General features: G+C 44.3%; 19 protein-coding genes. 4 read left to right on the top strand and 15 right to left on the bottom strand.

Annotated features, from left to right (window positions below; all coding sequences use genetic code 11):
• Nucleotide 1: 1 nt before the first annotated feature.
• Nucleotides 2-730 (bottom strand): glycosyltransferase, encoded by a 729-nt coding sequence (locus tag QQ041_RS01575; RefSeq protein ID WP_146491927.1) that lies wholly within the window; start codon nucleotides 728-730, stop codon nucleotides 2-4.
• 369 nt (nucleotides 731-1,099) lie between these two features.
• Here QQ041_RS01575 and rplY point away from each other — a divergent pair, with 369 nt between their 5' ends.
• Nucleotides 1,100-1,378: a 50S ribosomal protein L25 gene (gene rplY, locus QQ041_RS01570; RefSeq protein ID WP_010441516.1), complete on the top strand. Its 279-nt coding sequence runs from the start codon at nucleotides 1,100-1,102 to the stop codon at nucleotides 1,376-1,378.
• Nucleotides 1,379-1,546: 168 nt separating this feature from the next.
• On the opposite strand, the gene QQ041_RS01565 is transcribed toward rplY, so the two are convergent.
• The 5 genes from QQ041_RS01565 to QQ041_RS01545 all read right to left on the bottom strand — a co-directional run bounded on the left by QQ041_RS01565 (nucleotide 1,547) and on the right by QQ041_RS01545 (nucleotide 4,901).
• A complete protein-coding gene (locus tag QQ041_RS01565; protein WP_146491910.1) occupies nucleotides 1,547-1,939 on the bottom strand; it encodes an NUDIX hydrolase in 393 nt (130 codons plus the stop codon).
• A 30-nt stretch (nucleotides 1,940-1,969) separates the two neighbouring features.
• Nucleotides 1,970-2,479 carry an RDD family protein gene (locus QQ041_RS01560; RefSeq protein WP_285952962.1) on the bottom strand — a complete coding sequence of 170 codons (510 nt, stop codon included), beginning with the start codon at nucleotides 2,477-2,479 and terminating at the stop codon, nucleotides 1,970-1,972.
• Between the two features lie 150 nt (nucleotides 2,480-2,629).
• Nucleotides 2,630-3,385 carry a nucleotidyltransferase domain-containing protein gene (locus QQ041_RS01555; protein WP_285952961.1) on the bottom strand — a complete coding sequence of 252 codons (756 nt, stop codon included), beginning with the start codon at nucleotides 3,383-3,385 and terminating at the stop codon, nucleotides 2,630-2,632.
• The gene (locus QQ041_RS01550; RefSeq protein ID WP_285952960.1) at nucleotides 3,369-4,133 is read right to left on the bottom strand and encodes a carbon-nitrogen hydrolase family protein; all 765 of its coding nucleotides are present in this window, start codon (nucleotides 4,131-4,133) and stop codon (nucleotides 3,369-3,371) included. The genes QQ041_RS01555 and QQ041_RS01550 overlap by 17 nt, the downstream gene beginning before the upstream one ends.
• A 105-nt stretch (nucleotides 4,134-4,238) precedes the next feature.
• Nucleotides 4,239-4,901 carry a DNA alkylation repair protein gene (locus QQ041_RS01545; RefSeq protein WP_285952959.1) on the bottom strand — a complete coding sequence of 221 codons (663 nt, stop codon included), beginning with the start codon at nucleotides 4,899-4,901 and terminating at the stop codon, nucleotides 4,239-4,241.
• A 205-nt stretch (nucleotides 4,902-5,106) separates the two neighbouring features.
• On the opposite strand from QQ041_RS01545, the gene QQ041_RS01540 reads away from it, so the two are divergent.
• Nucleotides 5,107-5,628, top strand: a complete 522-nt coding sequence (locus QQ041_RS01540) for a prepilin-type N-terminal cleavage/methylation domain-containing protein (protein WP_285952958.1) — start codon at nucleotides 5,107-5,109, stop codon at nucleotides 5,626-5,628.
• Nucleotides 5,629-5,808: 180 nt separating this feature from the next.
• Here the strand turns inward: QQ041_RS01540 and QQ041_RS01535 are convergent, their stop codons facing one another.
• The 6 genes from QQ041_RS01535 to QQ041_RS01510 all read right to left on the bottom strand — a co-directional run bounded on the left by QQ041_RS01535 (nucleotide 5,809) and on the right by QQ041_RS01510 (nucleotide 9,226).
• Nucleotides 5,809-6,339 (bottom strand): GNAT family protein, encoded by a 531-nt coding sequence (locus QQ041_RS01535; RefSeq protein ID WP_285952957.1) that lies wholly within the window; start codon nucleotides 6,337-6,339, stop codon nucleotides 5,809-5,811.
• Nucleotides 6,340-6,379: 40 nt separating this feature from the next.
• Nucleotides 6,380-6,775 (bottom strand): DUF3465 domain-containing protein, encoded by a 396-nt coding sequence (locus QQ041_RS01530; protein ID WP_285952956.1) that lies wholly within the window; start codon nucleotides 6,773-6,775, stop codon nucleotides 6,380-6,382.
• A gap of 67 nt (nucleotides 6,776-6,842) precedes the next feature.
• A complete protein-coding gene (locus QQ041_RS01525) occupies nucleotides 6,843-7,094 on the bottom strand; it encodes a TIGR03643 family protein (RefSeq protein ID WP_285952955.1) in 252 nt (83 codons plus the stop codon).
• Nucleotides 7,095-7,180: 86 nt separating this feature from the next.
• Nucleotides 7,181-7,702 (bottom strand): GNAT family protein, encoded by a 522-nt coding sequence (locus QQ041_RS01520; RefSeq protein WP_285952954.1) that lies wholly within the window; start codon nucleotides 7,700-7,702, stop codon nucleotides 7,181-7,183.
• A 64-nt stretch (nucleotides 7,703-7,766) separates the two neighbouring features.
• Nucleotides 7,767-8,597 (bottom strand): hypothetical protein, encoded by an 831-nt coding sequence (locus tag QQ041_RS01515; RefSeq protein WP_285952953.1) that lies wholly within the window; start codon nucleotides 8,595-8,597, stop codon nucleotides 7,767-7,769.
• Nucleotides 8,598-8,800: 203 nt separating this feature from the next.
• Complete coding sequence (locus tag QQ041_RS01510; RefSeq protein WP_048658365.1) at nucleotides 8,801-9,226, bottom strand: hypothetical protein; 426 nt, start codon at nucleotides 9,224-9,226, stop codon at nucleotides 8,801-8,803.
• Nucleotides 9,227-9,741: 515 nt separating this feature from the next.
• On the opposite strand from QQ041_RS01510, the gene QQ041_RS01505 reads away from it, so the two are divergent.
• Both QQ041_RS01505 and QQ041_RS01500 read left to right on the top strand, forming a co-directional pair.
• Nucleotides 9,742-9,933: a hypothetical protein gene (locus QQ041_RS01505; protein WP_029405569.1), complete on the top strand. Its 192-nt coding sequence runs from the start codon at nucleotides 9,742-9,744 to the stop codon at nucleotides 9,931-9,933.
• A gap of 319 nt (nucleotides 9,934-10,252) precedes the next feature.
• Nucleotides 10,253-10,672: a BLUF domain-containing protein gene (locus tag QQ041_RS01500; protein WP_019824217.1), complete on the top strand. Its 420-nt coding sequence runs from the start codon at nucleotides 10,253-10,255 to the stop codon at nucleotides 10,670-10,672.
• Nucleotides 10,673-10,823: 151 nt separating this feature from the next.
• Here QQ041_RS01500 and QQ041_RS01495 read toward each other — a convergent pair whose 3' ends face one another.
• The 3 genes from QQ041_RS01495 to QQ041_RS01485 form a co-directional block, all read right to left on the bottom strand.
• On the bottom strand, nucleotides 10,824-11,750 hold the full coding sequence (locus tag QQ041_RS01495; protein WP_285952952.1) for an OmpA family protein: 927 nt from the start codon (nucleotides 11,748-11,750) through the stop codon (nucleotides 10,824-10,826).
• 62 nt (nucleotides 11,751-11,812) lie between these two features.
• Nucleotides 11,813-15,328 carry a hypothetical protein gene (locus QQ041_RS01490; protein WP_285952951.1) on the bottom strand — a complete coding sequence of 1,172 codons (3,516 nt, stop codon included), beginning with the start codon at nucleotides 15,326-15,328 and terminating at the stop codon, nucleotides 11,813-11,815.
• 27 nt (nucleotides 15,329-15,355) lie between these two features.
• Nucleotides 15,356-25,765: a hypothetical protein gene (locus QQ041_RS01485; RefSeq protein ID WP_285952972.1), complete on the bottom strand. Its 10,410-nt coding sequence runs from the start codon at nucleotides 25,763-25,765 to the stop codon at nucleotides 15,356-15,358.
• Nucleotides 25,766-26,046 lie beyond the last annotated feature (281 nt).

Here is a 26,046-nt window from a genome sequence, read left to right as displayed (position 1 = left end):
CTTACTGTTCTTTATAGTGACCAAACTTGTAATTCATCTCATTGTTACGCATTTCTCCTTTAAAGAAGCGTCTGACATTGGCTTTAAGGTAAGTTGAGCCTGTCTTCACAACGCCATCTTGATCTAATCGACGTGGGTCAAACCCAAAGGTCAGATTTAGAAACCTAAAGCGCCATGTCTTGCTTGCACGTTTAACGTAGTCACAATCTTCACACAGTACGATCTCTTCATCGAAACCACCGATTTCTTCATGTGCTCGTTTCGTCGAGAAAATACACGCGCCAATCGCCGTAGGAAAAAAGAACTGGGTAGTAAACAGGCCTGCGTTAAATAGCCCATAACCAAACTTGTGCACAAGCGGCAAACCTTTCGAACTCATGTACACACCTGCGACCTCAAGCTTGTTCTCTTCTAGTTCATAAAGCGCTTTTGCAAGGAAGTTTCGAGGCAAGCTCACATCGGCATCTAAAAAAAGGATTCTGTTGTACTGAGCCAAAGAAGCGCCAGTATTTCTGCCAAGGCTCACACCACGATTTTCCATATGATGAACAGTTAATTTTGGCAACGCGCTTTCATAAGCTTGTGCCACTCCTCTTGTGTTGTCTTCACTGTTCGAGTCGACAACAATCACTTCAAACTCTTGGTGGGTTTGCACGCTCAACTCTTCCATTAAGCGGCTAATACGTTTCTCTTCGTTTAGTGTAATAACGACAATGCTGACCGGTTCCATATTTTCACCTATTCATTCTGCTGTTTAATTAACACTAAGATTAACTAACCAAGCCTTAACCAAGCCTTAGCTAAGCATTCATTTTCCGTTCATTAACTTGATGATTTAGCAGCGATATAAATAGATAAGAATGGCGATGTAATAGGGGCTAAAATGGGCTCAACAAGCATTAGCGAACGTTTTATCTCCAAACGAACCCGTTATTGAAGGAAATTCACTTTGAGGTGGGCTTCTGACTTGCTCATATTGGAATGTGATGTTAGTATCCGCGCTCGCTTAAGCATGAACTCGTTTATGTCTAGGCATTACCACATACTCAAGGTCGCATTGAGGTGTGAAGTTAATTTTTACTAATTTGAGAGTAAAACTATGAAATTTGAAGCAGTAGTACGTACTGAACTAGGTAAAGGTGCGAGCCGCCGCCTACGTCACGCTGGTAAATTCCCAGCTGTAATCTACGGTGGCGAAGCAGCAGCTGTAGCTATCGAACTTGTTCACGCTGACGTGATCAACCAAATGGATAAGCCTGAATTCTACGAAGCAATCACTCTACTGATTGACGGCGCAGAAGTTAAGGTTAAGCCGCAAGACGTTCAACGTCACGCGTTCAAGCCTAAAGTTGAGCACATGGACTTCATCCGTATCTAATTCCCTACCAAGGAATAAGATTGGATTAATCCAAGCCTTCTGCATAGAAAAGATAATCGATCTTACCAGTCGAGAAATCTAGAAATTCGAAACCCCGATGCTACCAACATCGGGGTTTCACCGTTTTTGGGCCCTCAAAAACGTCTTAAACATGTTATCGAATCCAAACTAAAGATAACTACCCACTCGCTCCACTTCTCTCAAAGCAATACCATCGGCCGCTATACCAACAGGAGCAGTATTTAGCGAATACCACGCGATGCTGTCAGCTTCTTGTGCGATTATCTCCCCTTCCCATTGGGTTACCACAAAGTAATGAATCAACTGGGTCTCTGTTGTTGGGTGGTAAAGTGAACATAAGAACGTGTATTCAGTAGGAGTAACGTTGAGCTCTTCTTTAAGCTCACGAAACAACGCCTGTACCTGACTTTCACCGCGCTCAATATGACCGCCAGGTATGGTAATCAAGCCCGGATCCGTCTCTTTAGACTCGCTGCGTTTTTCTAACAAGACTTGTGATTCATTAAGCAAGATAAAAGAGACACACTCATGGACGTCCATCGATTTATCCTTAGGCCGAAGTTTAGATAATTAGACTTTCTTTACGACAACAGAGCCCGCAATGAAATCATGAATCGCTCTGCGTTTATGATTAAATAGCATGGAGATGAACTCTAAAAGAACCCATCCGATCATTGCGTACCCAACAAAAATAAAGGCCCGGCCTTGCTCTAAACTTTCCCAAGTCTGGCCGTAAAAAGACAGTTGCGCGTAAGCATAGAGACTAAAGGGTATAAGCATGATTGGGACAATATCTCTCATACAAGACTGTTTGAGGGTTAGGTTTCGACTTTCAGATACATCGACTACTTTCACTCGGGTGACCATCTTACCGATTGTTTGCCCAAATTTAGCATGCATGCCAACGTAGTAAGTGACACCAATTAGTGAATTCACCGCTCCCCAAGCAAAAATACCACCTGAACTTATCACGCCAGAAAGTACATAATCATCTATCCACTCCAAAGGTAAAAATACGATTGAATCTATCCAGATAGCGAAGAAGCGTCTCCAGAAATTAGAATACTTATTGGCATACATTTTTGTTCCTTGGTCTCTATTGGCAATAAAGCACAGACCTTACAACACATCAGTTTTTAATACATTCAACTGGCTATGATTTATAAAACAAATGCGAAGCGGCATGCATATGCCAATGATTTACCCCACCGATTTTCAGGCTCACTAAGCTCACGACAAATTCTTGCTTAGCCTTTCATACAACTCCAAGGCTTCAACTTTAGAGGTTAATTGCCCGAGAACGTATTGGTGTGCTAATTCAATATCGTCACTTTGTTCTGAATAATGACGCTTGGCTACAGCAGTACACTGGCTCAGGTTGGTGTACCAACTGCCGTCTTTCTCAGCGACAAAGTAGTACGCCGCCCGCACCAACTTCTTGCCAATCACCTTAGCGACATCCGCATCAGTCATTGTTTTAAAGGTCGAACTCATTTGATCCAGAAATGTAGACAAGTCGCCATTGAGAGCTTGGGCTATTTCACTACTAGGTTTGTAACGTGGAAAATCAATAGCTAGATCATTACCCCAAATACAACAGCAACAGTGCTTGAGCCAAAACTGCCAATGGAATTTTTCTTGTGGTTGCAACACTTCTGAAAGAAAGCCAGGGTCGATATCAAGCTTACTGACTTGGGGATATGCTTTGGGAATGGTGTCATAAAGGTGCTGAAATAGTCGCTTCTCTTTTTGACCAATAGGTGTATTGAGTACGATAGAAACATCCAAATCCGAGCGACCAACAACCGCCGTTCCTCTCGGCACACTTCCGTATAGATAGATACCATCAATTTGATTCGGAAGGCCACTTAACAACGAATCAATAACGGCACTCACAACCTCTTGGAATTCGGGAGCGATATTCTTATGAGAGTATAGGTTTTCGATGAACCCGTCTTTGTCGAGACCTCTAGTTTGATTCAGCATGCCACTTTCCAGCTAGATTAAGATCCGTTTCACAGCCCGAGATCGTACATAGAACAATGCCACTCTCTTTTGAGTTTGCACTGATCACGAGCTCTCCTTGCGAACTCCAAACCGAGCTCTTGCCACACGTTTCCCAACCTCCCGTCATAGAGATATGGTTACTCAGTAATACTGGTATACCGTGTTCCGACGCAATTCCAGATAAGATTTTAGAATCCGGATCAAAGCCATTCTCAGAGATTAAAGCGCTCGCTAAATAGATATCAGCATCTAGATGTTTAGCTCGTTGGGAGTGATCCGCCTCTATGAAGTCAGCACATATTGCTAGCGCGATTTTATGCCCATTCACATCAAATACATAATCAACATCGCCAGCTGAGCAGTATTCACCCTCACCATCATGCAGGTGCTGTTTAGAGTAGAACTCAACTCTGCCATCGGGAAAGCAAACAACGGCGCCTATGGTGGGATGGGACAAGCCAGGAACTCGCAAGGGACACCCAGCCACAACAATCATCTCACTTTGAACTGAAGCACGGGAGAGTTCTTCAAAATTTGATGGCTCAAGAGACAATGCAAGTTCTTCAGCCAAATCAAGCTCATAGCCAATCAGTGATAGCTCGGGGAAAACAACCACATCCGCATTGTACTTTGACGATTGCTCTACCATTTTTAGATGTTGCTTAAGGTTTTCTCTCCAGTTGCCTCTTACGATAGGAATTTGGGCCAAACTGATAGTGACACTCATTTCAAACTTCTCCAAAGAACAAAAATCGCTACAGAAATCTCAACATAGTTAAATGCGGTTTACGTTAAGGTGTTGTGGTTATAATTTGGCTTCAAACACTGCTAATCAAAGCGACATTAACTCTCGCTTAATTTCATTGTCCAACTTTTCAATCGCGTAACGAAAAGCCACTCTTGGTATTGCGGCATGCTTAGCATTCAGATAACCAATAACCTGTTGATGTTCTCTTTGACTGAGTACTTTAAGCATCCAACCATATCCTTTCTGCACTAAGTCATGGTTATCTTCGAGCAATAGATTCGCCACGCGAAACGGATCCAACGCAGAGTATCGATTCTTATTGATAGGATAAATTAAGATGACCGCAGCGGCCCTGCGTACAGCAAAATTCGAATGCTCGACCCATTTGGTTGTGAGATCAAACAAATCATTGTATTGAGACAGTAACTCCCCAAAAGCATGAGTACAAAAGTCGTCACAATCGCTCCAGTCTGTGACGAACTCTTTTAACCAACGCTCAAAAACAGGAAACGTGTCTCTTGAATATTGTTTTCTTACTCTAAAAGCCCAATCGTACGCGATAACTCCTAGCGCCCAATCTCTTTGTTCCAATAATTGAGTACACAGAGACAACACGTGAGAAATATCTTTGTCTTCAATAGTCTTAAAAATCTGAGCAGAAATGGAACGAACCTGAGCTGTTTTGATACCCACTTTTGGATAACCCACTTCTGAAAGATGCCGCTTTACCGTTTCGACCATATTCACTACAACAAACTCCTTGTCTATCTAAATTCAACATTCAAGTGGGATATCCGGCACTTAAGTTATGTCTCAATTGAGTTTTATAAAATAAAGCCATGTAAATCACAACATTCATAATTGGTTTATAAAATCACCCCTGAAATATAGAAATTTCCTTTGGCAATAGTCACTTATGGTGCATACTTGCCGCCTTCAAAAGAGGTGCATAATGAAAAAGAACGGTTTTACAATTATTGAGCTTGTTGTCGTTATTGTGATTCTTGGAATAATCGCCGTTACGGCAGCGCCCAGATTCCTGAATGTGAGTACAGATTCGCATATTGCAGCCGTAAAAGGTACTGGCGCTGCTTTCAAAACAGGTGTCGATCTTGCCTACTCAAAAAATTTGACCTTAAACGGTGGCGGTCCATCTACGAATATTCCTATCTATGATGATTCTGCCACTGGCCAGCTTGACTTCAATGAATGGGGATACCCAGTACAGCAATGGCCTTACGCAGAAGATTTTCCAAGGTTAGATAATCCGGAAGACTGTATTTCGGTATGGGGGGCTCTCCTGATTGATCCACCGAGCGTTTCTAGTTTCAACTCACCGACTGATACTGACTATATCGCTGAGTACATCCATACCGACCAATGCCGTTATCATTATCGAGTCGTACCGGGGATATCTATTTACTACAACTCGATGAATGGCGATGTCACCGTGGATGACGAACCAGACAACTAAGCTCTAGTTTAATACTCAACGTGTTGTTACACACAAATAAACTTAGAGAATGCCACGCATCAAGATTCAACCATCCCAGAAATTAAGATAAGCACGTTTTGGCGAAAACCAGCGTGCTGTTTAGCTTACTTGATGGCAAACACCTCACATTCGCATAGCGCACTTCTGCAGGTGACCACATCATTCCCACTCTGAGCGAAGCATTGCTAATACAACGGTATCCCACCACTTATTTTTGAAGAATCGGTGCTCTTTAAAGCAAGCTTCTTGTCTCATTCCAAGTGACGTACACAACCTTATCGCCGCTAGATTCTCACCAATGGTTTCCGCATAAATTCGATGAACCCCTAACTCTGAAAACCCAAAACCAGCCAGAGCTTTGGCCGCTTCTATGGGTAGCCCTTTCCCCTGAATTTCTCTCGCAAAAGCGCAGCCCATTGAAGCTTGCTTATTATCTTCAAGGCGTAAACACACGGTTCCGATAAACTTCCCTGACTCTTTACTTTCAACAGCTAATTGATAGGACTGGCGAGGCTCTTCCTCAGCCTGTTCAACAAACAATTGGGTGAGTTGATGGTATTTACTAGGCTCACAATCAGTCTCATCATAGAAGCGCTGATATTTAGCGTCTTGAGACATGGTAACAAAGGCGATCTCATCTTGGAGTGTCATGTCTCGAAGAATCAGTCTGCTGGTTTCGAGTTTGAACATCAAAATTCCTTTTTCACGTTAAAACAAAACGAGTTGTCACTTACTCGTATACTTTCCCATTATGCTTTAACCAACCATGAGCATGATGATTGCGAGGATCTTTGTGCGTCCAGTGCATTACGCCACCTTTCTTGTTCCATTCATATTCACCATAAAATTCAACTCGATCGCCCTTTGCCAGATCCTGAACACGAGGAGCTAAGTCAATATTATGTGCGACTAACAATGTTTGTCCGCTATCAAGTCGTAAAATGAATTTCTGATGCCGAGAACCTTTATTATCATCTGGCAGTAATCGATACACCGTACCCGATCCGCGCACCTGAACGTCGCTGTGGTGATTTTCGTAAGCTTGCTTAAGTCGCGTATCATTCGCTTGAACATGACTGATGCCGAAGCTAAGCAGCACTAAAAGTAGAGCACAAAATTGTTTCATTACCTTCATTTCTTTCATTCCCCATATCTGAGTATTGATTTGGGATACTGACTTGGCATCCCCTCTTTTAACGATGCTTGTACTGAGTTGGACAATAACCTCTCGACACTTCAGAGCTACGAAGTTTTACATGTTTTGTCGCACGACCTGCGACGCGAGCGCGCCACAATTTGAAGCTACCCGGCTTCATATGGCTACGCATAAAACGAATCACCTGTGATTCATTTAAACCAAATTGGTGTTCTATTGCCTCAAATGGCGTTCGGTCTTCCCACGCCATTTCAATAATTCTTGATTCACTTTCTCTCGATAACTTCATTGCACACTCATCCTAGTTAAACTAGACAAAAATACGCTCGTTCTCGATTTTTAGATCAAAGAGTTATCCGTTATATTTACAAGTCGTTAATGGCGTTCCAACCACTCACAACGCAACAGGCCATACTTAACTGAATCATAATACTCGCCTTTATAAAAGCGTACTTTTCTTAGTCTCGCTTCCTGTTGAAAACCCAACTTCAACGCCAGTGACATCATCCGCGGATTACCCGACCAAGTCGTTAAACCCACACGCTCTATCTGCTTATTTTCGAATAAATAAGAGACCCAAAAAGGAAGTGCTAACGCTGCAATGCCCTTACCCCAATATTTAGAATCATAAATAACAACGCCAGCTTCAAGCCAATGGGTCTCTTCACACTCCCAATAACAATTGACGGTTCCTACAGGCACACCGTCTACAACCACCAACTGTAAATCAGCTCCATTGAGTAACCGTCGGAACGAACAACTTTCAAACTGTTCAAATGATGGGTGGGAATACGGGAAATAAGGGCCGTTAAACTTCGTCCACTCATCGTTTGAGGTGACCAAAGCATAAATAGCGGCCAATTCACTTGGCATTGCTGGTCTTATCGTTATGTCCATTCACTTTCCTTATCCTGTTTTCAAACGCCATCGTACTATTTGATTATTCTCGGCATTAGCTCGACTAATTTTTGTTGGAGTCTATTAGCTTTAAATGAGTATTTGCGAACTCTCTAAGCACTCTCGCATTATTGTGATGCGCGTTATCTCCACATTGCTGTCCGTTCACTCTAATTTCAGGACTAGAGTAGGCAGGAATAATATCACGCTCATAAGACATTACAGTGCCTCTCTCTGCACATGTAGCACCGAATGAATATGCGGGCGCTTTCGGGTACCTGTCAGCGATAAAATGTTCAATAGTCGCGTAATCTTTCAACACCGTTTTATAGTCATGGTTAGCACCACTCAAATGACCAACTTCATGTTCCATTGTCGAGTCTGGGCAGTTTATCGCTAAAGAGAAAAAATAGGATACTGGAGATGAGGTACCACAATATCGAGACTCGAACGCAGAATGATAATTAGAAAACACAACCCCTGAAAAAACAGGATGACCGTCTTCTGTGATTTCTTTAATTGGCTCTTCCATCGATAATTTGAGTAGCCTCTCTGCTGCGCTCAAATCTTGAAACCAGAGGCTATCGATTACCGAGCTATAAGTCACCTTGGTTACTTTTCTCGTCATAGGAATGCATGAGTTTTTCAACACCAAATTCGAATAGCTTTCCCATGTCGCTATTTTAGAGGCTATAAATTCTTTGGAATATTCGTCTAACACCGATTCATCAACATAAAGGTGGATCTCTGTATTCAAAACCTCGCTCTGTACACAAGTAGGAAACTCTATGCTTTGAGCATGGGTCAATCGGCTAAAACTCGACACTATAATCAAAGCGTAACCAACTAGCCGGATAAGTCTCGTTAAAAAACTCTTATTTACTCGCGTATTCACCGCCACCCTCTCCCTAAGTTCAAAGTCCTAAAGACCACTATAAGTACCGTGACTTAAGATTCATAAAGATCACCATTACCAACATCGTCGTTGGCGTACAAAAGTAACCTGCTCTATCTATGTTTTTCAGAAAATAAAAAGCTCGCCAACGAGTGACGAGCCTTGTTTATTATTGAACCTAACTTTTTACGACACTCTGCTTACTAAGAAACTTGGTCTCGTAACGTCAATTCGACGTTTTTCAAAATTTTGAACTCTTCGCGAGTACAACCACGAGCCACTGATACCCAATGATCACCGGTTTCGTCTGCCCCTTTGAACTCTGCACGCAACTCGTATTTTCGCCATGAGACAAAAGCCAAAATAAAAGTCAGCGCAAGCATAGGCAGTCCAAACTGAGGAACAAACGCCCAAGTCGCAGCGGAGAGTACTAAAGCCAGTGAAACGATATTGATAGCGTTTTCTTTGAAGCCCAATTGACGAATTTCTAACTGTTTAATTTTACGCAAGCTATAAACATCTTTCTTAACTCGTAGTTCATTAGAACTGACAAGGAAGTCTGTTGCCTTATATGGTTTACGAAATCGCATTAAATTCGCTAACCCGTTGCGTGTTTGGTTCTTATTCATCGCCTTTCTCCATGTTATTTAAAGGTTAGTAAAAACTAATATAATCATGAAGTTATTGATGCGCAGAGAATTTATAAATCAAAGGAATGTTAAAATCAAGCTTATGCAATTAATAACACTTATAACAATACCCACCTAACATTGACAACCCCGATAGATACTACCGGTCGTGAAGCTTAGATTTCACCTCGAACGATAAGTTCTAAGTAGTTCGCTCCATTGATTACGAGAAAGAAGCAAAGCAAAAAATTAAGTAATGCCTAGCCGTTTTGTAACCACTTATTTCAATCCAATTTGGGTAAGAAATAACTATCGTAAAAGTTGTTGAAGCCTTGTCACAGAACACCGCCGTAATCATAACCACTGTAATGACAGGCTTTCTCGTCCATTAGCTATTTGAATGATCAAATCATTCATCCAGAGGCATTAACGCGGCTTATGAATTAAGCAATTGATCTCATAATGTAGAGTCTGTACGCTTACACTATGCACACGGTTACCTAATGGAGATCACGATGAACGAACTACTGACATGCGCAATGGAACAGAAACAACGAACAACGGTGACGAGTCTGTTCGCAAGGAATGGATTTAAGATAGCAGCTACTGACTTTGATGATGTGACTTTCGAACGTGAAAGTGTGTTGGTCAACGTTCGATTTGATTCCTCTTCTAACGTCGAATCGATTTCGGTTTTGAACGAATAACGTTGATAGACATCGACGCTAGATTACAAGCAGGTCACAGGACTCAATAGAAGGTGTGACTATCAGCACCTTCTACTATGACGAAGTACAATCACACGATAAAGCCGGTCGCCTGATCGTTCGCCCATCCCCTCAAACAATTGAGTTACAAACTCTGAAATAGCCTGAATTGGTGTACCTAACGCCTTTTCTTAGCTTGATCCTCATTCTTACTTCGCCAAAATAATATCGTTAGTGATATTTTTACCAATAATTAGCAATTCCATGAGCTTGGCTTATATTTGTTAATACCCTTTGAACAAAAATCGAAGTGATACCTATGCTCCTAACTCGGTTGATTTATGTCAGCACACTTTGCGAAAGTTGCGACTCCACGGCTTTAGACGACATCCTCAAGATTTCACACGACCGTAATAAAGAAAGCCACTTAACAGGACTCCTTAGTCACAACGACAAGTATTTCCTACAATGTATTGAAGGCTCAAGAACCGCAGTGAACCACACCTACAATCATATTCTGAATGACAAGCGACACAAAAACGTCATGATTTTATATTTCAAAGAGATCGATTGTAGGCAGTTTGGTGATTGGTCTATGGGTGATATTCCTCAGTCGAGCCTAACTGAATTGGTGAACTTACAGTTTTCGACATCGAACCAATTCAATCCATATGAGATGTCTGGAGAAAGCGCTTATCAAATGCTTCTAGAGTTAAAGCAGAATTTACCATCACAATAAACCGTTCGCTCAACTCGCCGATAATTCAAACAATAAATAGCCCCTACGTATGGGGCTTTTCGCTCTTAATCCAATTGCTACTTATCAATAAATCACTTAGCTTCACGCGCAGTTTCAATATTCGCAGCTTATCTTAGCGATCAGACAAGGTTTACTGCTGGCTACCTGAGAGCGTTTGCTGCTCAGCAGTAATATCCGACTCTTTAAACACGATAAACGCTCGACGGTTTAACGCATCCGCTTTATCTGAACGTTCATTGATTGCTGGCTGCAATTTACCGAACGATTTGACTTCCCAAATGAACTGCTTAGGGTCGAGTTTGGTTTTGAGGTATTTCACCACGCTTTCTGCTCGGCGTTCCGCTAACTTCTCGTTGTAAGAGACCGAACCGGCTTGGTCAGTATGCCCTGCCACCATGATGTTGCCTTGTAAGCCACTCAATTGAGATGCAAAGTCATCTAACTGAGTTAAGTCCTCTGGTTTTAGCACTGACTTATCAAAATCAAAGTGCGGTGTGATCGCCATATACACCTTACGTTCGGGTTTTGGTGGCTCACAGAAAGGCATCTCTTCGTATTTCTGCGCCTCTTCAAACACAATAAATGCACGGCGATTTTCCGCTCGGTCTTTATCGGTTTTACCCAACAACAGAGGCTGCGTTTCACCGAGGTGTTTCACTTCCCAATCGTAATTCTTAGGATCCAAATGCGTCTGAAGGTAGTCAGCCACTGACTTAGCGCGTCGCTGTGAAAGGCGTTCGTTATATTCCAGAGAACCTTTGTAATCAGTATGGCCGACAATCGTGATGCGCCCTTTGAGGCCTCTGATCTCTTTAACAAAGCTATCTAGGTTGATCTTGTCGAGGTCGCGTAGCTTGTACTTATCAAAAGCAAAATGCTCTGCGATAGCGATATGCACCTCACGCTCTGGCGCCAAACACTCGCTAATTAAAAACTTAGATACGTCTATGCCAGCAAACTTGTCTCGGTTCTCCTGACTCACGTACGTGTCGGTTGCACAGCCGGAAAGCAACAAAGTACTCATCACTGCGCTTATTAGGAAAATAATTGTTTTCATCTTACTCTTAACTGTCACTTCGAATTCTCAACTCTTAACTTTCAACCCACTTTTGAGCAGGCTTAGATCTTACCGACTAAGTTAATAAACACACCGGATGCGTCGTAGTCGTCATCATTGGTTAGATCGCTATCAAACGCAGAGAAGTTATAACCAATCCCCATTTTGAAGTTCTCGCCGATGTGCTTATTCACCGAAACTAACGCGCCGTGCTCTAACTCATCATTGAGTGTGTCAGTTTTCCAGTGATATTCACCCGTTACATCCCACTCTTTCATCACTCGGTAAGAAGCACTAAGTCCGTATAAATCAATGTCGCTTTTCACCATCTCATTCGCACCAGAAGCACGCTCGAAGGCCTGCTCTTTATCTTTATGCGCATACTTCGTGCCGACATCCCAGTGCTGGTCGATTGAGTAGATCGCTTCAACTTCAATGATCTGGCTGGTTTCGTCTTGATAATCCACATCGCGATCCAGTTGATCGAAGTCTGCAATATAGGTGTAACGGCTCAGTAAGTTGAGTCGATCGTTGTAGATCGGACGATACGCTAGCCCACCCGTCGCCTCGGTAAATTGCGCCATGGTTTCGCCAGTGGTTTCACTCTCTGTGATTGAGTAGTTATACTTACCAAACAGCGTGTACTCTTCCGTTAAGTGATGCGTATAACGGTTGGTCGTCACGATTTGTTGCAGCTCACGCTGTGCTATCTCTGGGTCATCTTCACTCTTATCCACTCGGTATTCAAATTTGTGGCTTAGGGTGATGTCGTCTAGGTCAATCGATGCATTGAAGCTGATGGACTCACGCTCTGTGGTGATGTTCTGGTCATCTTCAATTTCACCAAGCTGATAACCAATGCCCATCTCGACATCTTCCGTCACGTCGTAACCAAAGCCATAAGAATCGATTCGACCGTGGCCATCGTTTTCATCAACGAATTGGTTCTCTTGGTAGAAATCGACACTGCTGGTGAGGTCCGCACGTTGCCCGACAATCACGTTATTTTGGCCTTCATAATTGTCATCAACATAAGTAAGGTACGTAGAGTGATCATCCGACACATCGTAAGTCACAGTCGCTTCAGCAACTTGCCCGCGGTCACCATCGGTATATTCACCACCTAACGACAAATCTTCCAACACTTGGAACTCAGCACCAATCGAGGCACTGTCATTCTCGTCGTAATCATCCGACTGTGCGACTGTGGTTTGGCCTTTAATGTAAACGCTGTTATCGCTGTCCCACATGTATTCCAATCGCACACCCGCTAAGGTCGCATCACTTTGTTCATCATTTTGGTTGAGCTCTTCGGTTTGTTGCCCGGCCGCAGAAACCTTGATGTGCTGAGTGATTTTGACTTGGGTTTCGATCTCAATCGTTTCGGTATCTGTTTCTAGATTGCCGTCAACATCACGCTCTTCGTTGGTGGAAAAACGAGAAAGTACCGCTAAACGGTCCGTCGCTTGCAAACGAAGTTCGGCGCCATAGGCTTCTTGCTCTAGGTCATCGCTGCTGCTCGCGTAGCTGTACCCTGCATCTTTGTCTCGATACCAAAGCTTCAGGTCATTACCTACTGCGCCAAAGATGGTTGGAGCAAGGTCATAAAGGCTGGTCACCGCGGTGATTTGAACGCTGTCGCCTTCACGATCTTCTAGCGTGTCACCAATCGGCGTAAAGGTTAAACCGCCATCGATAGAGACAAAGTTAGACTCGGTTTGAGTACCTTCACTGTGGGCAAACTCGGCTTTAATGTAAGTACCTTCCGTCGCACGCAAAGTTAGGTCAGTGCCGTAAGACTCGTAATCTTGGTTATCTTTCTCTTGCGTTGCGTAAGTGACACCCACACCAACGTAATCACTGATCCAACCTTTGGCACGACCACCGTAAGACATCGCATCCAGCGAGTCTGAACCTTGTGGGACATACTCATAATCAACGACCAGAAAGTTTTCGTAGTCGTCGCCGTTTTCAATCACGCTACCGAAACTGTCAGACAAGATATTGTCGAGTGGTTTAGTCAGAATGATGCGGCCTTGGTACGGGTCGAAGTCATAGTCAACGCCCGGCTCAAGTGGGACTTCATTCTGCACTAGGCCAGATTCATCTTTTACTTTTACGTAAACTTTGTCACTTCCCGGTACCGCTTCACCATGACGAAGGAAGTACAGAGAGCCGCCCGTACCTAAGAACTCATCGTGTGCATATAAAGAGTCAGCTTCTGCCGTAAAACCAACTATATTCAATCGGTCTTCACCATATTGTGTGGTATCGCGAGTACGGTAATCAGCTTTGAAACCATAGAGGCTACGGTTGTAATCGTTGTTCTCGGTGCCTGTTAAACCCGTGTTGTAGTTACCCCACAAATATTGAGACTTATCGTATTCAACATTGAGGTAAACCTTGCCCTTGGTGTTAACCACTTTTTCGATGTTTGAGCTATCACCATAGTTGCCGTAATACAGCTCATCGTCGTCTTCGAGAATATCGAACACATCCGAATCGTCTGATGCGAACGGATGTTTAAACATGTCTTTTATCTCACTTTCTCGAGTATCGAAGTGAGTGGTCACGCGAAGCTTGTCGCCAAATTTACCCTGACCAAAGTACGCTAAACGGCCTTGGTTATAGATGTCATCTTGGTACTGGTCATCGACGCTCAGCGCACTGTTATTACCAGACACATTGTTCTTACCAACATAAAGATCAGCCAAACCCGTTTGTGCGTAGTACGTATCTGGAATACGAACGTACAGCTTGTAACGACGTTCATCACCGTTATCAAACACAACCTTGGTTGGGAAAATGTAGGAGTCTGTAGGTAAGTATTGTTCTGCGTATAAGTTGCCGTCTTCAACGTCAAATTCGTCTTCACCGATGATGACTTTATCAACGCCTTTCAAACCGGTACCAATGAACTTTGCTAAGCCCGCATTGGTCGGAATGTTGTGACGCATCAACTTAGCTTGGCCATAGCTCTTGTCTTTGCTCTCTTCATCGTCGTTATCGTTGCGATCGATATCGACTTCAGAGTCAGGCTTCACCAGATCTGTCACACCAACCGTGGTCACATCCATGTTGCCATCTTTGTCCCACGCTTTTAGGCGGAACATCAGCTGCTCACCGACTTCAAACTGGTAGTCAATATCAGTTTGACCATCCCAATTGATGTCAGAATCGTTTGCCAGTTTATCGCCATCAAGCACAGCGATTGGCTCAGACAAACCAAAGTCACCCACACGGTACACTTCCAATTGGTATTTTTTGATGTAGTAACCATAGTTGGTGGTGATGGTGAAACCGACGCTGTCACGCAGTGTGCCTTGTTCCACTTCTAACTCATCGCTGACGCTAACATCTAATACTGGGTCAAAGCGAGTGATGTCGCGGCTTGCCCAAATAGCACCTTGCTCTAGGTATATACGCGAGCTGTCCTGGTCTTGGTTCGGCTTAGTGATTTCAATGCCTGTCGTCTCAGAACCGAGTTTTTCAAGCTTACCTGTGTCTTTCGCTACCGCCATCACAGGGATGGCAGCCAACACACACGTTGCTAAACGAGACTTACTAAATACTTTCATACAATTTCCAGATACGGTTCCAATGGCTTACTGCTGTTCACTTTCTTGGTCTTTGCGATGAACGCTAAAGTTGAACTTGGTGAGCTTGTTCGGGGTAATTCGCAACACTTTCGGGTTTTCGCTCACCACTTCCATGGAGGTGGATAACGAATCAGTGTCCAACTTCACGAGGAAGTTCTTACCTTTCTTATTGAGTACCCATTGGTCGGGCACGTGGTAACGACCGTACTGGTCTGTGTAAATAACGATTCCCTCAACCGTCATTAACTTAACGCCCGGAATACCATCTTCGTAAATACCTTTGTTTTCGATAACGATTTCCCACAGGTAATCCTCGCCATCGCGATACAGGTTTCTGGTTACGTTGAGGTTTTCCGCGCTCAGTCCCTTCTTCTTATCGGATTCATGCTTAAATTGAATCTGACCTTGTGCATCAAACTCGATACGGGAGCCCGCATCGGTCGTGACATAGAAATCAAAGCTCTGTTGTGTGCGAGTCTTGAATTGAATCACCACTTTGCTGGTTTCTGGCAGCGTTCGGTTGACTGAGTGACCCCAAAGATCACCAAGGGCCAAGCCCTTCTCAAGCGCCGAGGTTGCTGTGCCAATTAAATCTTTATCTCTAACTGCAATCTCCTTACCATCTCGGAGAACGATTGTAGAACTAGCAATGTAATCCTGAGTAGGCAAACTGGCTGTTAGCTCAACATTAAATGCCGTTGCATCTGCTTGGAATCCATCTTTGTTGTGATCTTCAAAGACTTTGCCGATTATCGATGAGGTATCGAACACCTTGTCCGGTTCTACGGTCACTTTGGCGGTGTCTTCATTGGAAACTATCGCTCCATCCACTTTCGCTACTGCGGTGTTGATGTAATCACCAAACGTTGCTCCTACCGATACTCGCAATAAGTAACGAATACGCAGCTTCTCGCCCGGATCAAAGTTCAGCGACGTGAACATAAGCTTGCCGGTGTCTGACGGCTCTTGAGAGATCACTTGATCGTCTTGTGTACCAAACTCACCATCAGTACCGCTCAACACGATTTCTGACGTGTCCACGATATATTTCAGACCACTTGGGTAACGGTCCTCTACAGTCACGTTCTTAAAGTAAGATTCATTGTTGTTCTCTACGATAATCTCGTATTCAACCGCGTCACCGACTTGCGCGGTATCTTGCAACGCAGATTTCGTCAACTCGAGGACACCAGAATTATCCGGAATTTTTTTTATGTGATTGGTGACGCTATCACTGGTTTCGGTACCGTCCGATTCCTTCGCGGTGAAGGTATTGGTGATGTCGTCATCCAAACCTTTACCCAATGTACCCACAACTTCAAACGCGAAGGCATTTCGCTTTTGAGACTTAAGATTAACGGTGGTGTCTAGGTCTGTGCTTGATGGGAAGCTATGACGTTGAATCACTGCGCCCGTTTCATCAACTTCGACCCCTTCAATGGTCCAATCGGTAAACACTTCGTTGCCAGCGCTGTTTTGCAGTTCGCTGATTTCATCGGTTAGGCGAACGTTCGCAGCATTACCCAAGCCGTTATTAGTTACGGCTAAATAGTAAGTCACACTGTCATCATCTTCGGTGTATTCAGGTTTATCAGAACGCTTTTCAACAACCAGATCAGCACCCACTGGCGGTAGATCCAGAGCTGATACTTGGTCTGCTACTGCCTGCATCGAGGTTTCTGATGCCAACATGCCTTTCGATCGAGCACGCATCGTTGGGCTGCCGGTTAAATCAAGGTAGTAACCAAGCACATCGATGTTAGTCAGCATGTCTTCATTGACCGTCAATGTGAACGTGTAGTCAATCTTGCCGCCAGGCGCGATGTCGACCAACGTGAAGATATCTTTATCGTTATCAAACGTACCCGGTTGGGTTTCAGCTCCTTCTGATGATGCAGTTAGTGTCCAATCATCAAAGGCATGGCTGTGTGAACCATCAATATGGTCACCCATGGATTCAGAAAACTGAGTATAAAGCGCGACATCTTTGGCTATACCACGGCCAATGTTTTGCACCACTAAGTGATACTCAACTTGCTCACCCGGAACGTAATACGGAGCATCGGTAAACAGCTCGGCTTGAACCACAGCCGCCACAGTGTGAACTGGAGGGCTGACCACATCACCGCCGTCTACTTGCGCGGTATTAATAATGTGTCCAGTCGCGATATCGACTACGGTGCCTTTTGAGCGGAACACAACTGTGCCGTGTGGCGCGATATCTATGTTGTATTCCGTCGGGCTAACTTGCTCGGTGGTAGTGCCTATTGTGGTTGAATCGACCACCAAAGAGGTGGAACCAGCCACAAAAGCAGGCCCCGTCGAACCGTCGTAATACGACACCTCAATAGATTCCATGTCATCAACAACACTTAAGTCACTGATGTAGTTGTTCGAGGTGTTTTCTATGGTGATCAGGAACTCCAGCTCACCACCCGGCTCATACTCGGTTTGGACATTGGTTTTGGTCGCAACAAACTCAGATTCTTTCGGTGTGATCGTAACGGTAGAGTCTTGTGGGGCACCGTTGTAAGTGATGGTTGCCGTATTGCTGATATCACCAATCGCTGTCGTGCGAATTAACGCCTTAACATGGAAAGTCACTGTGCTCTGTGGCGCAACATCCATACTCACATCGATGTCTTCACTCAAGTCGAACGTCTTTGGAGTTACAACGGAGCGATCATCCGAGGCGTCAAAGCTCACTTCCCATAGTAGGAATGCCGACTCTTGTTTATCAGCCGTCGTGTCGACTTGAATGTCACTGATGATGTCTTGAAGTTGCACACCAGATGCAAACGCATCAGAGCTATTGATTACGGTGATGTCGTAGTTAATCAGCTTGGTTACTTCATACGATGGCGTATCAACCGTCTTCTTGACCGAAACCGTCGCCAACACTGGTGAACTGGTAGCACTTCCATCAAATGTTGTGCCGTCAAAGGTCGCTGATGCGATGTTAGTAATATCACCTGTCGCCAACGGATTAGTCGTCACTTGAATCGTGAAAACAATGCTGTCTTGAGGCGCAATATCGAGCGTCTCATTAAGATCTTTACCACTGGTTGCATCCGGTACTGGGGTTTCACCCGTTGTCGATACCGCAGATATTTGGATTGAAGCAGGGTCAAAAGCTTGCTCAGTCGCACCGCCTGCAATCGTGGTTTCAACCGACTTAAGCGCATCTTCAATAGCCACATCTTCAGCCCAACCTAAGCCATTATTCTTAACGGTTACTGTGTACTGAAGCGACTCTCCCGGAAGGTACTCTGCTTTATCGACGTCTTTAGTGATCTCAACTTGCGCATCTTCTGGAATGTAGGTCGCGTCTGCAGAGTGCTCACCGTCGTCGCTATCAACTTTAACGACGTTAGTGATCTCGCCTTTGGCTTTATCATTAACAGTGTTTGTCACGACAAATGAATAACTGTCACCCGGGTGAATGCTGTAAGTCGCACTATAACCCTGCGTGTTATTAACCACATCTTTGCGAGCGTTCAGGACTGGATCGCCACTGCCATCAAGCTGTTCGTCGCTAATGACCCAATTACCTGTCAACGCTTGTTCTTGATCTGGGCTGTTAGCCACCTCTGTCATGATGGTGTCGATACGATCGGTTAGGACTTGATCGACAAGGTAACCTTCACCCGTGTTAGCCACAGTGATCTTGTATGAGATTGGTTGACCTGGTTGGTATTTGGCATCGGGTTCTGCAATTGGCGTCGTTTCTTTGGTGAGCACCAATTGACCCGGTTTCGGAGTGATAAAGCCTTCACGTAAGCGAGCGATCTTCGAATCGTCCAAACCATGTCGTAGATAAACCGTATTGGTAAAACGTCCAATCGCGTCATCACGAACCTTGCCTTGAACGTGAATACGGACAACTGTGTACTTATCGCCGCCCCCCGTACCTGCATCGTCACGCCCAGCCATCTTGATCGATTCAACAGGTAAATCGATGTCTGGGCTATTTTGACCTACTAGCTTGTCGAGCTCAGAGAAATCATTAGCGTTAGGATCTGATGGCGCGGAGTTATAAAGCACATCATAATCAACCGTCCACTCCGTGAGTGCGGTTTTCATTGAGCCATCGACAATTTCAACTTCAAAGCTGCTAATGATGTCACGAATCGAGAACAAGCCAGTGTCCACATCGTTATTGGTTATATCGATGTAGTAATTAACCATTCCGCCCGGCACGTACTCAGGCGTATCTGTCCATTTATCTATCAGGATATTCGAGCGACCCGGATCAAGTATGATGTCGTTGGTGTTGCCGTTATTCACTTGTGCCGTGTTGGTGATTGTGCCTGTCGCTGATGCCGAGACCGTACCTCTCACATCAAAAACGATACGCTCACCGGGGCGAAGGTCGACAGTTGCATCCAATGGTACGCTGCCGCTGTAACTACCTTGCACGTCATAGGTACCAACAGGTTCGACCGCAATAGCCGTTGTCCAGCCAGAGAACGCATCGTCACCATCTTCGGTTTTGATTGCGTGAATAGCGTCAATAACAGGTACATTACCGGCGATACTGTCTCCGATATTCTCTAACGTAACTTGATACTCAACATCACCACGTGGTGCATAAGTACAACCGCTACCATCGTCTGAAGGAACAGAACACCCTGCCGATTCACCATCGGTATACACCAAGGTTTTGAAGTAATCGAGCTCGGCATCTTTAGGAGGAATCTCTTGCGACGTCGCTGAGTCACTTCCTGCTGTCACTCGGTTGGCATCAATAGTGCCTAAAGCATCGTCGCGAACAATACCCGTTAAGTTAAACGTCAGCACTTCTCTCGCGGCAATATCGGTTTCAATATCAAGGTTGCCACTTGTGTTGTAGCTTGGTACATAGGTATCAATATTGGCATCAATACCATTGCTAATCTCATGAGAAACATCACTGGAAACAAAAGCTGGCATTCTCTTATTATTCCCAATAACCTCGACTTCAATATCCGTTATTGTGTCTTTGATCTGAACATCGTTCGCCCAACCGTTTTCTTGGTTAGTCACAACAAATTCATACTCAACTTCGTCACCCGGAAGATAGGTATCACCATCACTGAACGGGTTGCCGTTGATCGACACCACTCGTTTTTCGACATTGGTATTATTTTCAAGCGGCAATAAATTCGCACTTTGAACACTACCGTCGTAAGTCGCTTTATTTTGAATGTCACCCAATGCATCTTCACGAATTTGAGCATGAATAGTGAACATTAGGCCTTCTTGAGGCGCGATAACAATTTCGTTATCAATATTTATGTTATTGCCCGGTACAAAATCAATCGCGTCAGTAATAGAGCCTGTCGCAGCGGTTTTATCTAGGCTAACTTCCCAGCCAGCTAAGAACGGTTGACCAACAGGATCTCCAGCTGAAGTGGTGCTGTCTTCTGCAATACGAGTTTGAATTTCCGAAATCACATCTTCTAGGCGAGAACCATATTCAATACCATCACCCGTATTCTTAATCTCAACGCGGTAGTAAACCTCACTCTCGCCAGAAGCTTGGGAATATTCAGTTTTTTGCGAAGAGAACCCAGCGTCATAAAACGCTTTTTTAGAGAACGTGACTTCAGGATCCGCCATCGTTGATGGTGGTGATACCGCGATCAGTTCATTACCATTGTCTTCATCGATGAAAGCTTTGTTGATAAAAGAACCAACCGCTTTCGGACTGATCTTGGCTTTTATGACATAGCGGACAAACGCTGCCGATGCAGCTCGGCCAAAGTTGTCTGCCGAAATATCGAAGTGAGTATCAATCGGCTTATTGTCTTGGATTGAGTTATCAACATCTGGGTTGGAAATACCTGAGCTATCAGTGAATGTTTCAATCGTCCAGCTATCAAATGCAGGGCCACGCGTTCCATCAAAGTATTGAGTGTTAATTTGATCGATGTCATCACGCAAGCTCATATCATCAACGTGGGCGCTTGCGATGTTCTCAATTAGGATTTCATATTCAACGTACCCCCCTGGCATATAATTGGTTGCGCCAACCAGTTCGTTACCATTCGTGTCGTAGTACGCCAGAATGTTTTTCTCAAAATCGACTTTACGCGCTTCTTGCTGAATATCATGAGAAATGGTGTCACCATCGACGGTTAAAACGTTAACCACGTCTCCATTGGCTTTGTCATTAATGGTCGCTACAACTTGGTACTCAAGCTTAGCGCCCATCGGGATATCGGCTTCAACATCTAGGTTACTGTTGGTTGATGTGTAAACATTGCCAGCACCTGCGCCCGCATCCACATACTCAGAATCGGTTCCGGTTGCGATCGATGTAATGGTCCAATCTGAATACGCGGGTCCTGTATTACCGTCCACTAAGCTGACCGTGATATCTTCGAGGTTATCGACGATTGGAATATCGTGAGCGTTACCTTTGCCATCATTCTCAATCACCAAGTGATAGGTCACGGTTTGAGCTGGCTCGTACACCACTTCATCGGTCGTTTTATCAAAATCTAGATGATAGTCATCGGGAATAACGACGGTATCTCGATAATGAATATCACCGACCGCATCCGGTCTTACTGTACCTGTAACTGTGTAAGTCACGTCTTCGCCAGCATCGATATCAATCGAGGTTACGATGTCAGTGTCGTTCGCAACATCACCGTCTTTGGTACCATCTGTTGTTCCTGAGTTCGCAGGATCACTCTTAGCAACCGCAACCGTAAACTTGTTTAAGCCTACTGAATCATCGAAAAATGGATTGCCTGAACTGTCATCCTGTAACTCCACTGATATCTCATTAATCAGTTCATTGACATCAACATTGTTGCGATAACCGCGCCCGTCTTGAGAGTTGTACTTGATGGTATAAGTCAACTCATCACCCGGAGAGTAACGGTTAATATTGGTTGTACGAACAACGCCACCGTTATTGTGTACCTGATGGTTTTCAGCCACAGCGCGTTTAAAATATTCGCAATCTGTCGTACACCCAGAATCTCTACTATCGAGGAGTAACGCTTCATTACGAATAACATTTAACTCATCCGCATCAACCCCATTTGACACCGCATTCTCTTTAACAAGGGCATTAATCTTTATTGTCTTCAATTCACCGGGAGCGAGTGACAGCGGAATTCTTACATCATGGGTAGATTGACTTCCATAGCCACTCCCAGTATCTATCAACCAATGCTCGAATGCAGGCTGGTTTTCTACGTCCTCAACATACGCATCTTTATCATTGGCAAGTGTTGTGAAGACCTTCGTTAGTTCGTCTCTAAGCTCAACTTCAGCGAAGTTTTCTTCATCATTGTTCTTGACCAAAATAGTATATTCAACATATTCACCAGGCATATAGCGAACTACATCCGTCGTCTTTGTAAGTGAAACATTGATATCAAAAAGGCTATCTGCGTTATCAATTTGCGCGGAAGAACTATGATCTCTGTCTGTAATCGGATCATAGACATCTACACGGTTGGATACTTGATCATGTGGATAATCGGCATTAACAATACCGCTCACCTCATAGTGAACCCACCCTCCGGGAGTGATATCAACGTCGGTATCGATGTCAGTGTCGTTAGCAATGTCACCGTAACGAGAACCCGGTTTATCTGTATTGGTCGAACCGACAATCGTCCAACTATCAAAGAACATAAGTGCTGAAATACTGTCCTGTACCGTTGCATCATTTGCGTAGCCGATGCCGCGGTTATAGATATAAATATCGAACGTAGCACGCTCTCCGACCACAAAGTCTGTATGTCGAGCAGTCTTAGCAACAACAAGGTTTGGTTCATTTGGGTAAGTACGAACCGTATCAGATAGATTGGTTTCTGGTCCCGTCACTGTTGCAGTATTGTTGAACGCTCCCCAAAGAATCTCATTGTCATCACTGCGATCCAGCTGTCCAACAATGGTGTAGGTGATAGAAGCTCCGGGAGGAATTTGTGCCGTTGCATTAAGGTCATTATTATCCGAAAAGTCACCGGGGTCGGTTACCGCTAGCACCCAAGGAGACGCCGCTTCTCTTTCAGCACTGATGGTCCATGATGAAAACACCGGCTTAGTTTCTCCCGACTCATGAAGTAACTCAGCCTCTATCGTACTGATTTCATCTTTAACATTGATATTCGATGCGAAACCATTCCCTTCTGGGTTGGAAATACTGATCGTATAGGTAATTTCGGTCGTCGTGTCGGTATAGGCATTTTGTTCATTGTGCCCATCTACACGCTTGTCCAGAGTGAGGTAATAATCACGGGGATAAGCACCTCTATCGGAATAGAGCACGCTGTCTACCGTCACTTCATTTCGAATCTCATCATCAGCAATTGGGTTTACGATCGCGGCAATGCTATAAACGATCTTATCGTGTGGGGCTAACTTAGCCTTCTCGTCTAAGATCACTTTATTATTTTGATCACCTTCAATTTGGCCAGTAAAGCCAGGATCACTGTTTGTCGAGATAGAGCCGTCAGAAGCATAAGATTTCGCAGTAATCACCCAGCTCAAATACGCTTTAGTCGGCGTATCATTAATAGACTGAGTCATGACAGAGACTAAATCATCGTAAACCGGCACATCAATCGCGTAGCCGTCACCGTTATTCTCTACCGTGATATCGTAGTTCAGGGTACCGCCAGCTGAGTAGTAACGAGAATCCACTTCCTTTTGGACTTTTAATTTCGAGTTTGGCATTTGTACACCAGAGCCCGACTCACCTAAGTTATCTCCCAAGCACAAGCCTACATCTGAACCATCATCAACAATCTGACCTACACTAGTATCAGCCACTTTTGCGGTCAACTTGTATTGAACAAAGCCCTCTGGCGCGAGGTCGACTTTTAAATCGATGTCGTTTTTAGTCCAAGATCCATAGTTAAATGAACCGTAATTAGAGCCATCACCACTTCTATCAGCGACTTCAAGTTTCCACTCGGAAAATGCTGAAGCGTTAGAGCCATCCGCTTGCTGTGTAACGATACAAGCAAATTTATCGACAACTTCAACATCGTTCGCGAAAAATTCAGCGTCCTTGTTTGAAATAACAATGTCATAGACCACTTCGTTATCACCGGATATCCCCGGTACATACGTAGTATCTGTTGTGCTCTTATTACGGGTAATTTGGCTTGATGAAGAGTTCAATACTTGTTGTGTATCTAGAGGGGCCGTTAACACATCAGTAGAACCTGCTGTGCCTTCTGCATCCACTACCCGTGCGATAACTTGAGGAATGACGCCAATTGAGACTGGGCTTACATCAACCTCCACCGAATACAGGACTTGTTCGCCAGGATAAATAGAAATTGTGTCGTTTAACGACTTATTGGATTCAATCCCAGTATCGTTCAGTTCAGAAATGCTGTTAGAACCAATAGTAATAACCTGATTGGTCCAAGACTCATATGGGTTGCCCATTGTATCGTCAGCATTCTTGTTATTGCTGACATCATTACCTAAATCGGTTTCAAGATCAGCGAGAAACTGCTGAACCGAATAATGGTAAGCAATACCCGAGTTTGCTTGGTTGGCAACCGTGACCGTATAGGAAAACTCATCATCGACTAGGTAGTTATCCGATTGGTTCAAAGTATGTGTCAGGGTGATACTAGGCTCAGTGGGTGGAGTGATAACCTCATCAACTGTGACCAAGTCATCGCGTGTTTCAGCGGTTATGTTGTCATTAACAATGTCGCCGACTAAATTGTCGGCAACGGTCGCTTGAATTTCGTAAGTCACAGACCCGCCTATATCAATCGACGCATCACTTACTGATAAGTCCCCTGATTCGGCGAAGGTGCCTGGTTCGCTCTTGCTGCCTTCAACCTTGCTGACTGAGTTAACGTTGTCAGTAAAGGCTTGTTGCAAAGCCCCTTCAATATTGAGTGCCTTTATGTCTGAAAGGATATCTTGAATGTCGAGCGTCTGAATAAACGTATCGCCAGTGTTCGAGACCTTAATCTTATAGGTGAGTTTGTTATTGAGTTGATAGCTCATCTTATCGACCGAAACAGCAACATCATGTTGGTACACACCACGCTGAATGGATTCTGTATTTGAGTCCATCGAATCCAATAGCCCAGAACTCGCCGTCGCGAAGTTATCAATCGTTCCCGCAGCCTCATCAGAAACCATTGCAGACATTGTGTAGGTCACCGAACCACCAGCGACAACACGCACGTCAGTTGCTTCTAGGTTGCCAAAACGATTAAACGTACCCGCAGATGAAAGCACCGTCGAATGCGCTTGGATCGTAGCCTGAGTAAACGCGTTAACGCTCTTGCCTTGGTCATCTGTCGTCAGAATATTGAGTAGCTCATCTTTAACGTCAAAGTCACTAATGGCTTTGTCTGACCCATTCGTTAAAACAAGCGTGTAAACCACCTCTTGTCCATTGTCATAAGATGCACTATCTACGGACAGATCCATTTTTAGCCCTGTAGTGTCAGCTTGGGCGGAGAATGGGATCAATAAAATAGATAAGAAAAAGGCAAGGTTGTATCTGAACATTAACGCGCACTTCACAGTAGATTGACAAGTCTCCAGGCTAAATGCCATAGATTTGACGTCACTAATTTGGCATTTCGCCTTTTTAGGGACATGCGCAACATACCGATCAATCAACCCAAACAATTAACATCCGTAAAAAACAAATTACCGAAGATGTTAAATAGAGAGTCTGATGTCTAAATTAGAATCGAGACATTGAG

This window comes from Vibrio sp. TMPB1044 (genome assembly GCF_030442075.1).
In the GTDB taxonomy this organism is placed as follows: domain Bacteria; phylum Pseudomonadota; class Gammaproteobacteria; order Enterobacterales; family Vibrionaceae; genus Vibrio; species Vibrio satsumensis.
This window is presented reverse-complemented; position numbering and strand designations above follow the sequence as displayed.

Excerpts from the sequence above, each read along its gene's own strand:
- QQ041_RS01520 (WP_285952954.1), bottom strand. The coding sequence starts at position 7,702 with ATGGACATAACGATAAGACCAGCAATGCCAAGTGAATTGGCCGCTATT.
- QQ041_RS01575 (WP_146491927.1), bottom strand. The coding sequence starts at position 730 with ATGGAACCGGTCAGCATTGTCGTTATTACACTAAACGAAGAGAAACGT.
- QQ041_RS01485 (WP_285952972.1), bottom strand. The coding sequence starts at position 25,765 with ATGGATCTGTCCGTAGATAGTGCATCTTATGACAATGGACAAGAGGTG.
- QQ041_RS01500 (WP_019824217.1), top strand. The coding sequence starts at position 10,253 with ATGCTCCTAACTCGGTTGATTTATGTCAGCACACTTTGCGAAAGTTGC.
- QQ041_RS01555 (WP_285952961.1), bottom strand. The coding sequence starts at position 3,385 with ATGCTGAATCAAACTAGAGGTCTCGACAAAGACGGGTTCATCGAAAAC.
- QQ041_RS01510 (WP_048658365.1), bottom strand. The coding sequence starts at position 9,226 with ATGAATAAGAACCAAACACGCAACGGGTTAGCGAATTTAATGCGATTT.
- QQ041_RS01490 (WP_285952951.1), bottom strand. The coding sequence starts at position 15,328 with ATGAAAGTATTTAGTAAGTCTCGTTTAGCAACGTGTGTGTTGGCTGCC.
- QQ041_RS01495 (WP_285952952.1), bottom strand. The coding sequence starts at position 11,750 with ATGAAAACAATTATTTTCCTAATAAGCGCAGTGATGAGTACTTTGTTG.
- QQ041_RS01535 (WP_285952957.1), bottom strand. The coding sequence starts at position 6,339 with ATGTTCAAACTCGAAACCAGCAGACTGATTCTTCGAGACATGACACTC.
- QQ041_RS01565 (WP_146491910.1), bottom strand. The coding sequence starts at position 1,939 with ATGGACGTCCATGAGTGTGTCTCTTTTATCTTGCTTAATGAATCACAA.
- QQ041_RS01540 (WP_285952958.1), top strand. The coding sequence starts at position 5,107 with ATGAAAAAGAACGGTTTTACAATTATTGAGCTTGTTGTCGTTATTGTG.
- QQ041_RS01505 (WP_029405569.1), top strand. The coding sequence starts at position 9,742 with ATGAACGAACTACTGACATGCGCAATGGAACAGAAACAACGAACAACG.
- rplY (WP_010441516.1), top strand. The coding sequence starts at position 1,100 with ATGAAATTTGAAGCAGTAGTACGTACTGAACTAGGTAAAGGTGCGAGC.
- QQ041_RS01550 (WP_285952960.1), bottom strand. The coding sequence starts at position 4,133 with ATGAGTGTCACTATCAGTTTGGCCCAAATTCCTATCGTAAGAGGCAAC.
- QQ041_RS01560 (WP_285952962.1), bottom strand. The coding sequence starts at position 2,479 with ATGTATGCCAATAAGTATTCTAATTTCTGGAGACGCTTCTTCGCTATC.
- QQ041_RS01525 (WP_285952955.1), bottom strand. The coding sequence starts at position 7,094 with ATGAAGTTATCGAGAGAAAGTGAATCAAGAATTATTGAAATGGCGTGG.
- QQ041_RS01530 (WP_285952956.1), bottom strand. The coding sequence starts at position 6,775 with ATGAAACAATTTTGTGCTCTACTTTTAGTGCTGCTTAGCTTCGGCATC.